A 14284-nucleotide genomic window follows, 5' to 3' on the forward strand; every position below is an offset into this window, starting at 1 on the left:
CCCTGAGTCAGTCCGTCAAGCTTTTAGAAGGGGGAAGCATGAGGTTTGCAAGAAGGGGCGAGCCTCGCTTCCTCAATGCGTTTAGATAGACGCTTTCGTCGTATCGTGTCCCAGTCTGCCAGCAGCGGTAGAGGATGCGTATCCATTTGAATGCCAGCGCCCGAACGGCAGCCTGATATGAACTGCCTTTCGCGCGCTGCTGCCGGTAGAAGGCGCCGGCCCAGAACGATTTGTTGATGGTCTGACCGGGCCCATTCGACGAATGTCTGACGCAGGAATTTTGGGCATTGCCAGCGCCAATGTACCCAGCATTTCTTGCCGCTGCGCTGCGTGACCGGCGCGATGCCGCTCGTAAAGCCGGCTACTGATCTAGCGGTCGAGCTGGCGCACCGACCAACCTTCGCGCAATGCCTATGTTTCATAGAAAGCGCGGGCGGCCGCGGTCTTCACGGAAAGCAGGCGCACATAGGCGGACCATGGCAGCGTAAAACGCGCGGCTAACGCCATGTAATCAGGCGCCGTTGCAATGCCATCGACGACGTCTTTTGGCGGCAGCAATTTTCCAGACGGCGTCTGGACATTTTGGGGAGCTGCCGATTTTCCAGTCACTGTCTGGAAAATCTCCGTCAACGGCCAGGCGACGTAGAACGCGCGCATGCTCGCCAGATTGGCCTTGCCGAACCGCGGCCAAAGCGGCGTGTCAGGTCGTCGGCGAGTCGCACGATCAGAGCCTGCCCGTAGCCGGCGCGCGCCTGCCCGCCCTGCTCAGTGGCGACAATCCGCCAAACACGTTGAACACAGACACTCTGGAACGTAATGTCATTCCGGCTGGTCCTTCTGGCGATCACCGGATGCGACCAGTTCCTGATCCATCAGCGTGAGCTTCAGTGGTGCATCGGCAGACAGCTTCTTCTTCGTGATCGTGTATTTCCAGCCATCGCCTTTGCCAGGATTACGATAGAACGCGACGATTGCCACGTACTTCGTGTCTGCCTGCATGGGCTGCGAGAGGCTTACCGACGCGCCTGGATTGACGACGGCTGCCATACTGGCCTGCAGGTCCTGCGCGAGTACGGTTCTGTCGTTCTTCAACAGATCGTCGTAGGACACGCCGTCAAACAGCTTGCGATCCTTGAGCTGATAGACGCGGACCGCGAGTGACGTCGAGCGGCCTGCGTCATCCGGATTCAGCCCGGCACGCGCGGTCAGGTCGACGTCAAGCACCTTGATCTGCTTGAAAAACACCGAGTGATAGGCGCTCGAGGTGCTGTCGGACACCGACTGCCAGGCGCCGCACGCGGAGAGCAGCGCGCAGGACACAACGGCGGCCACGGTTAAACGGAAAGGCATAGGTTCTCCTGATTCAGGCAGCACGCGGCACCCGATGCGGGTTCGGTCCGGGCGCGGGAAAGGCTTCGTAGACGCCGAGCGCAATGGTGATGATTCGCTCCTCATCCGAGGGCAACACGGTGGTCCATCCAAGGCGCGGCGCCGGACCGGCCGCAGCCGTGCCGACCGACGGCGCGGGCGCAAGCCGCGACGACACCTCCATGCGCAGGTGGACGTCGGACTTGGTGCCGACATATAGACGGATGAACGCCATCAGCTCGCGATGCAGCCATGCGCCGGGCAGCAGGTCGTGCGCCTGCTGCCCGTCCGCAGGGCGCAGCGTCACCCGCACGGCGCGGCTGCGGTACTCGAGGCGATTACCGAGCACATAGCCGCCGCCGAGTCCGCGACGCTGGCTGTCTTCCGCAGCGCGCCCCGAAGGAAGTCCCGCTGGGGGACCGGCGAGCCTGTCTGACGACGTGAGCCGCCGCGGCTGACCGGCACGCATGACTGTTGGCCAGAACTCGTCGACGCGCACTTCGACACCGGGCACCGCCAGCGCCACCACACCGGCGAGTCCCTCGGGCGTGCGCGTGCGCTGGACCATGAGACCGAGCAGCGCGAGCACGCGCGAATCCGGCAAGCCCGACCGGGCAGGCTTGTCGCCCCAGCCGAAGCCGGCGAGACACAGCAGGTTGCGCGACTGCGCATCGGTGCCGCCCGCCTGGAAACTCTCCGGGTAGCGGTATTTCTTCCAGGCGCGGTACAGCAGCGCAACGTAGCGGTGGTTGAACTGGTCCAGAAACGCCTCAACCGCCTCGTGCCCCTCCTCGCGCAGCACGATCTCATCGACCATGTGCGACGGCATCGCGGCGTCGACGCCGTACAGGCCCAAGAAGGTCGTGCGCACGGTCGGCGGCGCATCCGGGAACTCGTCATCGTATTCGACCGCTGCAATCTCACCCGCCGGGAACCCAAGGCGCGGCCGCGGCCGGAACCTCACCGGCTCGTGCTCCGGCGTATCGCGTGTGCCGAAACCGGGTTGATCCGGTGTGCGCACTTCAAGCAGTCTGCATAGCTGCATGAAATTCATCTTCGGCGCGCGCGCAAGGAGTGACGCGACGAGCGGTTCGAGGTTCGGTAGCTCGCGTGGTTTCATAGGGGAGCGCGCTGCGCCTTGCTGCGCGGCCAGACGGTACGGGTTTGCGACGGGAGGCTGACGATGGCGAGCTTCGTGAACAGGTTGATCTCCGCATACAGCCCGAAGAACCGGTGCAGCAGTTCGCCGAACAGCATCAGGTCGCCCTCGCCCGCGAACGCGTGCGAGTCGAGCGTGACCTCGATCAGTACGCCGCGCTCGACCGAGCCGCCGGACACCTCCTCGAGCAGTTCCTCCGACACGTGCAGGATGCCGGCCAGGCGCCGGCGGTTCAGCTCGTCGCTGGTCCAGTCATACAGCGCCAGTGCACCGCGCAGCACTTCCGCGTCCATCATCGACAGGAAGTTGGGCGCGAGGTGCGACAGGACTCTCCACTGGAAGCGGTCGCCGGTCGGCGGATAGAGCGGCAACGTCGGCGCAACCAGATTGCGCACGCCAGCGACATTCGGCGTGCTCGCGGCCAGTTCATCGATGCTCGCCTCGCGCAGACCCTTGCGCGGCAGCAGTCCGTTGGTGCCGGTCACGCGCAGCGACACGCTTTCCTCCGGCAGGTCCTCCATCGTCTCCCACGCGTGGCCGCCGAGGATCACCCACGTTTCGTGCAGACCGGTTACGCCCGGCCGCACGCGGGTGTGGAAATACCGCTCGGGCGCTTCATGCCGCAGCATGCCGCCGCGATGCCGGAAGGTGGCGAACGGCACATACTCGTAGCGTTCCGCCGTCACATGGTCGAACGATTCGATCGCGTCGACCGAATAGGTTTCGATATGCTCGCCCTGGTGCCCCGCCGGGACGACCCGATATTCGGTCTCGTGGTGATCGATCACGACCGGCTCGGCGTCGAGTTCGAACAGGTTGATGACCGGCGTGCAGAAGAGCCGCACGTTCTCCGCGCTGAAACGCTGGTCGGACGGATACGCGCGCGCGAGCAAGATTTCGAGTTCGAAGCGGGTCGTGCTCGCCGGCAACTTCGCCACGTCGAGACCACAGAGGTCGACAAAGAGGAATTTCTCGCGGAACGTGAAATATTCGAGGAGCAGCTGGTAGCCGGAAAACGACGCCTCAGCTTTTGGCCATAACCGCTCTTCGGTCGAAAATCCGGCCGGTTCCACCGTGACGCCGGCCAGCGGCAGCGCCTCGCCATCGCGCACTTCCGGAATCCGCCAGGTCACTGAATCCACCTGACGGGTCAGCGCAAGATGCATCGCGAATGCAGTCGGCAGATCGGCGTTCAGATACAGGCGCACACGGGACAGGTCCGTCGCCTCACGGCGCGCGGACTGGTCCAGATCGAATCCGAGGCGGATCACCGAGCGGCCGTCATGTCGTACCGTCGGGCCCGCATGCGTGAGACGCAGCGGCTGCAGCGTCACGTCCTGCGTGGTCCGGTAAAGGCACTGCACGGTCTTCGGCGTGGTGCCCTCGGCGCCCGCTGCCGGCGGCACAGCGATGGATGCGGAACGCACCGGCACGCCGGCGGGCACGTTTTCGGTTTTCTGCAGTTTCTCGGCAAGCGGGATCAGCTCGACGACCGACAGCGAGGGAATCATCCGCAGGTAGTGTGGCCACAGCAGGCTCACGAGGCCTTCGGTCAGCTCGGGCAGTTCATCGTCGAGCTTCTGCTGCAGGCGTCCGGTCAGGAAGGCGAAGCCTTCGTGCAGGCGCTCGACATAGGGATCGCGGTCACCCACGCGATCGAGGTTGAGCATGCGCGCCCGGTCGGGATGCGCTTTCGCGAATTCCTTGCCGGACTCGCGCAGGTAGCGCATCTCGGCTTCGTAGTAGCGCAGGATCGGATCTTCGTTTTCCATGATGTTCTCTTATTTTTGCTCTCTTATGACAGCGTCAGCGCACGGGCCGGGTCGAGCACAGTCAGCTCGTCGCGCAACTGACCGATGCGGTGCGCGAGCGCCGGCTTGTCCGCGTCCTTGCGGCTGCTTGCCGCTTTCAGGGCACGCATCAACTGGTGCTTGACCTCGAAGATGAGCGCCGGCTCCCAGCGCATCAATAAAATGGTCCCGGCGGCCGAGTCGAGTTCGGCCAGCAGCGCCATCGCCGTCTCCGCACGGCCCGCGTGATCGGCGAGTCGCGCCATCACGAGCCGCTGCAGGTAGCGCTGGCGTTCGGTCCGGATGCCAGGCAGCGCCTCAAGCCACGCGAAGGCGGCCTCGATGCCCTCGCCTGCCGCCGTATCGCGTGCCTGCGCTTCGATCTCGGGCCAGTCGCCGGCGGCGCCATCATCACTGTCAGCGGATACGGACAGTGGTGCAACGCTTTCGCCTGCCTCGAGATCACGCACGACCGCATGGCGGGCGATCCATTCGAGCGTCGCGTCGTCGGCGAATGGCGTGCCGTCGTTGAACGCGAGCCGTTCGATACCGGGCAGGCGTTCGAGGAACAGCGCGAAGTCGGCGCGCAGCAGTTCCCGCCACGCGCTATAGGGCGCACCGACGTGGTCGAGCGCGACGTGCTGGAAGTACTCAAGGTCAAACCAGAGATGATTGACGCCCTCCATGAACGCCCCTTCGACGCGTTCCAGCAGTTCGTGCCACTGCTTCTGCAGCACGAGTCGTTTCATCTGCTGGCGAAGTTCGCCGCGCGGCGGCACAAGGCGCGTACGTGCGCCCGCATCCGCTGGCGGCACCTCGTGGAGTGTGTCCCAGCGGATGCTGCGCACGAGCCGCACGGAAGGCAGGTAGCCGTTTTCCTGATCGCGCAGCCACGTCGCCATCGTGCGCGCCAGGTCAAGCAGATCGCGCGTGGAGCCGATCGCGCTGGATGCTGAAGGGGAACCTGCCACGACGAAGGGCGCGGCCGAGTCGGGTTCCGCGCTGCGTGCGGGATCGTCGCCGCGCTCGAAACGGGACACGAGGGGGCGCAGGTTCGGCCGGGCCGCTTCTGGCCACCCCCCGGTGCGGGTCACAAGCAGATCGAGCGCGGCGATCGCACGTTCGAGATCGGCGGGCGCGAAGTCGCCGCGGCTCTCCAGCAGATCGATCATGCGGGTGGTGGCCAGCATATCAAGCGCGCCCTTCTTCGCCTCGGCGCGTGCGGGCAGCAGCGCTTCGCCGAACCGCTCCACCAGCGCCGCCGCAAGCTCCAGACCGTCCGCGAAGCCAGCCGTCCCATCCTGGCGCAGTCGCGCGAACGTGTAATACCCCACAACCCGCAGATCCTTGCCGGTTTCCTTCGTGAGCTGTTCGCAGGAGCGGACGATCAGGCCGTCATCAATGCCGGAGAGCTTGTTCGCCTCGTCCTTCAGTTCGAAGAACGCATCCTCGTAGCCCGGATCGCGGCCCACACCGTGGTCGCCTGGTAACGGGTGCAGCCACGCGTCCCACGCAGCGAGACGCGCGCGCACCAGTTGCTCCGCATCACGCGAAGGAAACAGTGTTTTGAGCAGACCGGACAGCATTTACTCGACCTCCGGCATCGCGCCATGCGGCAGCGGCATCGCAGCGTGTTTCGCTGCTGCGATCGCTGACGGCGGCAGGGGCGGCGGATTGACGGCCGAGAGCTTCGGTCCGCCTTTTGCTGCGCTGGTCACGAAGATCCGCGCCGGCAGCGTGAAGTGGCGCAGTTCGAGCACGTCGAGCGGCCCCGCTCCGGCCTCGCTGCGAAGCTGTACGCGCAGCGGAATGCCCTGGCTCTGGTCCGGCGTCCAGGTCAACAGATAGCGCGCGCTGTCCTGCGGCGACACCTTCGCGTGCTCAAGGAGCCGGATCAGCCCGAACCTGCCCTGAGCGTCGAGCCCCGAGCGCAAGCCGCCCTGCTCGGTCTGCCACTCGATATGCGAGAGATTCTCCAGCGAGTCGCCTGGCCAGACAAACGGCGTCCACTCTTCCTTCTGGTTGAAGTAGTGCAACTCGCGGCCCGACAGGACAAACTTCATGTCGGTTACTCCCGGTGTCGGCACTGCGCGTAGCTCATAGCGCACATGCGCATCGCCGGATGGAAACAGCACGGTCGCCACGCGGGTGAGTCTGTTCAGGTCCGCGAGGAAGCCCGTATCCAGTGTGAGCGCGCCGTGGTTTGCTCCTTGGGCGGCGACCCATCGGTCGCCCTGACGCTCGACAATACCGGCCAGTTGCGTCGTGACGAACCCGGTGATGACGCCGCTCTCCAGGCGCATGAACCGCGCCATCTCGGGCAGCGAGGCATCGTTGTCGGAGTCGGCGAATGGATAGCGTCCGCCGAACGTCCGGTTCCAGTCCGCGACAATCGCCGTGCGCCAGATGTCGTTCAGGCTCGCCGCGGCCGGCTGTACCACGACCTGCCAGGTCTGGTCGAGCGGTGCCTGAAAGAGATTGCCGAAGCCTGCCCATTGCTCGCCGAGGCTCGCAGCGAGACGGCTCGCGTAATCCCGGCTGTCGGCGATATCAGACGTCTTGCCCTGCAGCACGGATTGTGCGGCCGAGCGGGCCATCGCCTCCGCGTCGGCACTGTCGACCATCTGCTGCGCCTTCAGCCGCATCGCGCTCACCCGTTCGAGATAACGCGCGAGGCTCAGGTCGCCCGTGGCCGCCAGCCGGGTGGCGGCCTTCGCGTTTGCGGGCGCGCCCGAAGCCAGGGAAGCCAGGTCGCTGCCCGTCAGGCGCAGGACCGGTCCGAAGGCCGCGGCCAGCGGTGCCAGTTGCGGCTGGGTCTGCTTCGACGGATCTTTCTCGTCGGCGCCGACAAGCTGCTGCGCTTTGCTGATCAGGGTGTCGGACAGCGATTGCGTCGCGGCCCCCGCACCTGCCTGATAAACCACTGCGTTCATCAGGGCAACAAGCGGCGAGCGCTGCGGATCGCTGAGCAGCGTCAGCTGGTCAACCGTGCCTGACAACGTCGGCGCCGGCTGCCAGCGCAGGCTGTTGAGGAACAGCTCCCAGGCCCGCGCGTAGTCGTCAAAATAGCGCTGACGCAGTTCGGCTTTCAGCGAGCCCGTCGAGGGTGCGCTCGCGTGGACGTCTGAGAGCACCCAGTCGCCGGTCACATTGCGCTGCTCGCTCGCGTCGTCGATGGCTTTCGATATCCGCTCGTCCCATGCAGTGCGCGTGAAAACGCCCGGTACGGTCGCCGCGGTATTGAAAAGCCCCTTGCTGCTCGTATCTCCCAGCAGCGACGCGAGCGACACAGGCGGATATTTCGGCTTCGCGTCGTCGAGGATCTGCTGGTAGATCGCGTCAGTCGAGTTCTGGATGCCGCGCACGCCGATGATGGTCTGACGCGCCGTAGCCACCAGTGCGCCATCCGGAACGATCGCGAGCGACGAGTCCCCGGCGGATCCACGGCGCCCCAGGTGATTCGCAAAGAACGTGATTGCATGCTGGCGCAGGTCCTCCCACGTGCCGGACGTGAGCTGGGAATTGGCCGGGCGCGCTGGCACGGCCGTGGCAATCAGCTGCGGCGTCAGGAATGCGGCAACCACCCGATCCGGCCTCACGAGCATCAGGTAAGTCTTGAGTGTGTCGTAGGCGGCCTGGACCTGCGCGTTGCCGCCGCTGGCGATTTCCGCATCCGAGAGCGAGGCGAGCTGGCGTAGGCGCTCCTCCAGTTTCAGGCGGATCGGCGTGACGAGGATGCGGCTGACGGCGTTTTCATAACCGGGCCAGGCGGCGGTCAACAGCGCATCGTCGTGGTTCAGGCCGAAGCGTGTAGTCCACGGCGCGCCGTCGCGCTGACGGACTTCAAGCGTATCGAGCTGTTTGTCCAGGCTATCGAGTGCGAGTGCCCCCTGCGAGCGGTCCTGCGTCGACAGTTTCGTGAGCGTGTCAGTGGCCGTCTGGATCGTCGTGCGGTTCATCATGCCCGACAGCATCGTGCCGGCGACCCAGCATCCAATGAGCGCCGTCGTCATCCACGCGGCCGTGGTCGACACTGAGAAGCCAACACGGCGGCCGTGAATCTTGCGGCTGTGGTCGGCGACCGTTTGCCAGATCGTCCTTTGCTGCGGCGGTAGCGGTTCGCCGTCTTCGGAGTCTGGAGCGGGGGCGGTCAGTTGCCGCTCCTTGAACAGCGGCGCAAACAGCAGGCCGTGGACGGCATTGCGCCACAGACGTGAGTGGCCGGTCTGCACGACCAGGTCCGACAATGCTGCGCGGAGTTCCGAAATGTGTCGCGACAGTTCGGCCGGGTACCGGTCGTTAGGGTCCTGCGTGAGGCGCACGACTCCAGCGTCGGCAAGATTTTCGGAGAGTCTGCGCAGCGAGGCTTCGACCTCGTCAGGACGAGTGCGCTCATTCGCCCAGGTGAAGCCGATCGCCTCGTCGGGGCCGGACTGTTCGCCGCCAAAGTCGGTGACATTCAGCAGGTACGCTGGCCCAGCCCAGCGCAGCGCGCGGGCGTGACGTGCGAGCCGCTGGGCAATGCCCTCCGCGTCGAACGGCGTATTCGCTGAACCGCGGTTTCGCGTCAGGGCCACGATCGCATCGACCGGGCGTCGCCGGCGAAGGCGGCGGATCTGGTCAAGCCATTCGATATCGAGCTTGTCGGTGGTCTGCTTCGCATAGAGCAACACGGTATCGCCGGTAATCGAGTATCCGGCGTCGGCGAGCCCGGGCGCAAGACGCTTGACGAGCGGCTCGTCGCCGGCGACCACGACCCAGCGGTCGCGATAACGCCAGCTCCAGCCGTGACGCTCGCGAAGCGCATCGCGCAGCATAACGACCTTGTCCGGTGTTGGGACGTGCGCGAACGCCGGGCCTTCGTTGGCACCTTGCGCCTGCTTCTGCGAATCGTAGCGTGCCAACCACCGCATCGCACGCATTGAAGCAATCCAGAGTAAGACGGCCTCAAAGTACTTTACGAACATCAACGCCAGGAGCAGCCCCGAGAGCAGACATAGTTCGATGATGATCCGTGTCTGAAGCGACCATCCGCGCGCGGGGCCCTCCATCCAGACGGCCAAACCCAACGCAACGAAAAGGATGCCAATCCCGATGCAAACGAAGAGCGCTACCGGCTCAGACTTTTGTTCATTCATGTTTGTTTTCTGCACACGAGCGCGATCAGGTCGCCGCCGTCCGGTGTAAGTACGAGTTGCGGGTCGCCGGTCCGCGCCGCGAGTTCAGCCGCGAGAGCGGTTGCAAGCCATCCACCCGCCGCCCCACAGTCCCCGACCGTCGTTTTCAGGTCGATCCTTGATCTTTGTCCGTCGAGTTTGGACGCCGACTTTATTGCTACCTCCAGCTCGGGCGAAAGTCCGTGACTCCAGACAGTCTTGACGCGTGTCGACGCCGCTTTCCCCCAACGCATGGCATGTCCGAGTGTCTCTCCAACAGTATCGACCGGGCCCCGTGCTGGACGATGCAGGAGTAGGGGCGGGTTTCCCGTCATTGTTTTGGCAAGGCTCGGGTGCCCCAATAGCAGCGCGACGCCCGCCTCCGCGACTCCGTCCTGCAAGCGCTCGCTGACCGCATTGCGCAATCGAACTGCAACTAGCAGGTGAACAACCTCCGGCCTCATGCGGTCGAACCACGTGTCCGCTTGAAACACCGACGAAGGCGCGGGGGGAGGCGTCATCGTCACACGTAGAGACGGCAATTTCGCGGAAACAAGCTGCTGCAGCAGGGCACGCACGGCAGTGTCCTCAAGTACGGAATGCAGGCTCGATTCGACCTGGAGCGTGGTGCGCGCCGGAAGGGTCATTAGTTGCGGCGCCAGGCTGTCGATCAATCGGACCAGAAGCCAATTGCAGGCTGCCTGATGGCGAGCGTGTTCCGTTAGTTCGTTTCCCGCATGGAACTGCTGATCCGGGACTTCTAGCCAACGGGCACTCACGTCGGTGTTTGGCTCGGCCCGGCTCGCCCGAGGGCGTAACACCAGGCTGCCGTCGACCAGCCCCTCGATACCGTTCCCGTCGTGATCGGAGGAGAAACACCACGCATGGCCCAGCAACGCCAGCGGCTCGCTGGCAAGGGCATGGCATTTTTCGGTTTCGTGGTCGCTGACGCGATTTGCCGCGATTGCTCCACTCCGTCGTGCGTATAGATATCCAAGGCGACAGCACAGCAAAAACGCCCATGCAAGCATCGGATAGCCGACGACACAGAACCAGAACCAAACAGTGTTTGTCGGTCGGCCTTTCGGCCACAGAAAAATCGTCAGCGCGGCACCCAAGCACAGGACGACACCGAGGAGCACTAGCCAAACGGGTTTCGAGAGCTGCGGCGGCGCAGGTACCGCAATCCGCGGCGGTATGCGTGCAAAGTCAATCGGCATCTGGCTATCGGACCGTCGCCCCATCGGACACAGCGATGAGGACACTCCCGCACTGGGTCTTGTCCCCATCACGCGAAAGCGGCGTGCCAGCATCCTTGATGCCGCCTCCCCCTTCCACGATTTCGTTGTCGCCGTGAATCGGGCAGGACACCAGGTCTCCCACGCGTGCGGCGCGACGACCCTTGACCTTGATACGGTCCGAGCCGGTAAGGATCTTCCCGCCGTGACTCGTGCTATCACCTTCGTACGCTAATTTCTTCATTCTAATATCCCTGTTCAAGCTAATCCGATGAATGCGATGACCAGCTTGCTAGCAAAGCCAGCAGCGCTGCTTTTATATGTCGCACGCATTGGTTGACGTGCCTTTTGAAATCACGTGAAAATTTGCGCTTGCGCGATTATTCGTATGGCCATAGTCCGCACCTACCTATTGGGATTCAATATTCTTGTATCCCTCTTTCGTAATGTCGCTGTAGGCCGCCTGACGAATCGAGGCATCGTTACTGCAAATTTTCCGAGAAATTTTCTTGTTGCCGCGATACACAATTATTCCAGCCGAAAATTCCGGGCCATCATCGGTCTTTACGGTCTTGTCATAGAAATAATAGGTATATCCAGCCCTCGAAAATCTAATATGTGCTTCGTCACCACCGGCATAAGGGACATTGCTAAAATAAAAAACGTTACCTTTGTTCGAGCCGCTATCTGACACCTCAATGTCAATTTTCTTCATTGTTCCATTGCGATACGTCAAAACGCCAGTATCTTTCATCTCGCATAGAGAGGCAGTAGTCCTGTCCAATTCGCAATTAAATACAGCTTCTTCTTTCGCTCCGCACATGCCTTCTGCGTGTGCGGTTGTTGTAGAATTAAAAATAATTGCCAACAAAAATACGGGGTAAATATTCTTCACGATTTCATTCCGTCGAAAGACCCAAAATAGGAGCCACCTTATTGTACCGACTAAGGCGATCAGCATAGCCATTCTGTCCACCATTCACGATCTGAGTGACATCCATAACAGTTTCGGTGTCTGATGTTCGATTCAAATTGTTACGTGACCAGAAGACATATGCAGACTCGACTCCGTACTCCACGTTTGACACGACAAGTTCAGGATTTGCAATGAAGTCCTTTGGGTCATCTGGCACTCGGCGATTATGTTCGTCCTGGAAAGACTGATACCCACTTTTACCAGTTATTTGAATAAGCCCTCGTCCGCGATACTTGTATCCATCACCGCTTGACTCATCGCCGTTTCCCATTCTGCCTGCGTAGACATAGTTCGCTAGATGCTCTACGTTGTTAGCGTAATATGATTCCTGGCTCCACAGTTTGTCTCGCAATCTGCCGTGCGTACAGTCGTCACAGGAAGCATTGTAGTTATTCTTACCCCCTTTGCATCCGAAGGTTTTTCGCATATTCCGAGGGTTATAGTTCAATCCTTCTTCGGTCACCCGAAAATGTGTTTCGTGAGCGCATTGCGACAAGAAATGTGCAATTCGTTTCGACGTGTTTACGGAATATGCTTTAGCGTATTTGTTCAAATGCGGCAGCATGCTTGTATAGTGTTCAACTGAATTAGCTGGTTCTACAGCAACAAGCATGTCGAGCGTTATCAATTGCTGTTCGCAAGCAAAGTTCCCCACCAATCCGATCGGATGGATATGAAATACATTCGACGCGGGAAAGCCAGTCAAGCCGGTCTTTACGGCATCCCACCAGACCAGCTTTTCGATCCGTTTCTGTTCCTCGGCGTGCTCGGCCCGTGGCCCCGTATGCGCCTCGATCGCGGCAATCAACTGCTTCCATTTATCGGGATTAGCCCACTCGCTCTCGTGCTGAATGATCAGCCTCGACATACGCAGCGCATTCCACGGGTCGTTCGCCGCGTTGCACAGGTCATCGGCCGCTTGTGTCTGGTCGCCTGCCAGATGCAACGCCTGGTAAATCGACGTCATGAGCGGGCTGAGTTTGTCCAGCGAACCCGGGTTCGGCACATCCGCACCGACCGAATAGTCGACGAACCCTTGCGTGGTCGCGAACATCGTATGCGTGGGATCATGTTCGTCGTCCAGAGGCTGAAAGTCCACCCACTTCTGCGCGAACTCCTTCGTTACCCTGCCGCCCGCAAAGCTCTGTTCGCGCACCCACCCGTCGATTGGCTGATGGCGAACATCCGCGCTGTCCACCTTCCACCAGTGCCGCTTTTCACCGTCGCTGCCGGGCACTACTGCGGTCTCCATGAACTGATGGTCCGCGTCCGCCTTTGCAAGCGCCGCGAGCGGAAAAACCCCGATCACACCGGTCTGCCTGGCATCAGCCCCTTCCTGGTTGGGCAGCCCGTACAACTTGGTCTGACTGTCGATCCGCAGGATCGTCGGGTCGGCAGGCAGTTTCAATTGTTGCCACGCGCTGAGATGCGCGCCGTTATCTTTGATCCAGTCACGCCCCTTGTCGATAAACGACTTGACGCTGCCGTCGCAGAAAACTTCGATGTGCACCATGCGGTTGCCCGAAGTCTGCTGGGACAATGAGTCATAGCGCCCAAGATGGCCGATCAGTTCTCCCGCCTTGATCTGGACTACTTCAGAAGGCGCGGACAGCACCACCACCTTGTCCAGCGAAGAATCAGGCATCACCTCCTTCGCGACGGGGCCACCGTTTTCCACGCCAAGAAAGATCCATCCGTTCACCAACGCGGAGGGCTGCACGAAACCACCCGCGACCGGTGGATATGGGGTTACGCCACTCGCATCCTTGATCTTCCCCCAGCCGCCCTCGCGCTTTCCAATGCTCACCTGCGCCCCCTGCGGAAGGATGCCAAGCACGGTGCCATGCGGCTTCGATACCAGAACCCGCAGCCCCTGCTGGTCAGCCGGCGCCGACTGGCCGCCCGCTCCAGCGGTGGGACGGTCCTGCGCGTGAGTGGTCACCTCGAACCGTGTTGTCCAGTACTTCGGCCTGGGAAGGGACGTGTCACTTTCGTAGTCCGCGAAATCCTGCAGGTGTGCGTACAGGCTGTAGAACGTCAGTTTCCTGTCTTTCGGAAATTCCATCGAATGACGCACCAGCGCGAAGCCTGTGCTGTACGGTGCGCTGATCGCAGGGTTGCCGTTCTGCGCGGGGATTTCGCTCACCGGGTAAGTGCGGTTGACGCGCCACGCAACCACTTCGCCGTCGGCTATGCAACGAACGCCGCTTTTCAGATCGAGCGAAGCACCAGCGCCAGCCTCGGTCACATGGATTCCACCGTGCCACATGCCCTTGCCGCTGACCGAATAGGCGCCTGATGGCTCCTGGCTCAGCAGTTTGTGAAACTCATGCTCATCGGTGAAGTCAGCCGACGCCGCGCCAGTGCCCTGTCCCTTCCTGCGAAACGGAAAGGCAAAAGCAAGCTGCTTCACGGGAGTGCTGGGCGGATTCTGCGGAGTCGTATTTGCCATGATCGCGCTTATTCAGAAAACCCGAAGTTCATGTTTCCCTTGACCTCTTTCAGGGGGCTGCCCGACCAGTTGGGAAAGGTGAAATCGCCCTTCGCCGGGCCGTCGACATCCAGACCACCCTTGACCTGTACTTCGCCCGGACTAA

10 protein-coding genes and 1 pseudogene are annotated in these 14284 nt (G+C 62.1%); all 11 read right to left on the reverse strand.

Going from position 1 to position 14284, the window contains the following annotated elements; genetic code table 11:
• Positions 1-7: 7 nt before the first annotated feature.
• Positions 8-353: pseudogene (locus tag B0G69_RS42245) on the reverse strand (IS110 family transposase); the annotation flags it as partial.
• A 58-nt stretch (positions 354-411) separates the two neighbouring features.
• The gene (locus B0G69_RS42250) at positions 412-657 is read right to left on the reverse strand and encodes a hypothetical protein (RefSeq protein WP_241991582.1); all 246 of its coding nucleotides are present in this window, start codon (positions 655-657) and stop codon (positions 412-414) included.
• Between the two features lie 162 nt (positions 658-819).
• On the reverse strand, positions 820-1350 hold the full coding sequence (tssJ, locus tag B0G69_RS32345) for a type VI secretion system lipoprotein TssJ (protein ID WP_199731450.1): 531 nt from the start codon (positions 1348-1350) through the stop codon (positions 820-822).
• Between the two features lie 13 nt (positions 1351-1363).
• Positions 1364-2488, reverse strand: coding sequence for a type VI secretion system baseplate subunit TssG (gene tssG, locus B0G69_RS32350; protein ID WP_121324163.1), 1125 nt, complete (start codon positions 2486-2488; stop codon positions 1364-1366).
• The gene (tssF, locus tag B0G69_RS32355; RefSeq protein ID WP_121324165.1) at positions 2485-4299 is read right to left on the reverse strand and encodes a type VI secretion system baseplate subunit TssF; all 1815 of its coding nucleotides are present in this window, start codon (positions 4297-4299) and stop codon (positions 2485-2487) included. The genes tssG and tssF overlap by 4 nt, the downstream gene beginning before the upstream one ends.
• Positions 4300-4322: 23 nt before the next feature.
• Positions 4323-5903 (reverse strand): type VI secretion system protein TssA, encoded by a 1581-nt coding sequence (tssA, locus tag B0G69_RS32360; protein WP_121324166.1) that lies wholly within the window; start codon positions 5901-5903, stop codon positions 4323-4325.
• Positions 5904-9455, reverse strand: a complete 3552-nt coding sequence (locus B0G69_RS32365; protein WP_121324168.1) for an ImcF-related family protein — start codon at positions 9453-9455, stop codon at positions 5904-5906.
• Positions 9452-10693, reverse strand: a complete 1242-nt coding sequence (locus tag B0G69_RS32370; protein ID WP_121325061.1) for a hypothetical protein — start codon at positions 10691-10693, stop codon at positions 9452-9454. Before B0G69_RS32370 ends, B0G69_RS32365 begins: the two co-directional genes overlap by 4 nt.
• Before the next feature lie 4 nt (positions 10694-10697).
• Complete coding sequence (locus B0G69_RS32375) at positions 10698-10955, reverse strand: PAAR domain-containing protein (protein ID WP_121324170.1); 258 nt, start codon at positions 10953-10955, stop codon at positions 10698-10700.
• 165 nt (positions 10956-11120) lie between these two features.
• Positions 11121-11606: a hypothetical protein gene (locus tag B0G69_RS40820; RefSeq protein ID WP_147440804.1), complete on the reverse strand. Its 486-nt coding sequence runs from the start codon at positions 11604-11606 to the stop codon at positions 11121-11123.
• Positions 11607-11610: 4 nt separating this feature from the next.
• A complete protein-coding gene (locus tag B0G69_RS32385; RefSeq protein WP_121324174.1) occupies positions 11611-14139 on the reverse strand; it encodes a glycoside hydrolase family 19 protein in 2529 nt (842 codons plus the stop codon).
• Positions 14140-14284: the final 145 nt, after the last annotated feature.

It is taken from the genome of Paraburkholderia sp. RAU2J, from assembly GCF_003634845.1.
Classification (GTDB): Bacteria; Pseudomonadota; Gammaproteobacteria; order Burkholderiales; family Burkholderiaceae; genus Paraburkholderia; species Paraburkholderia fynbosensis.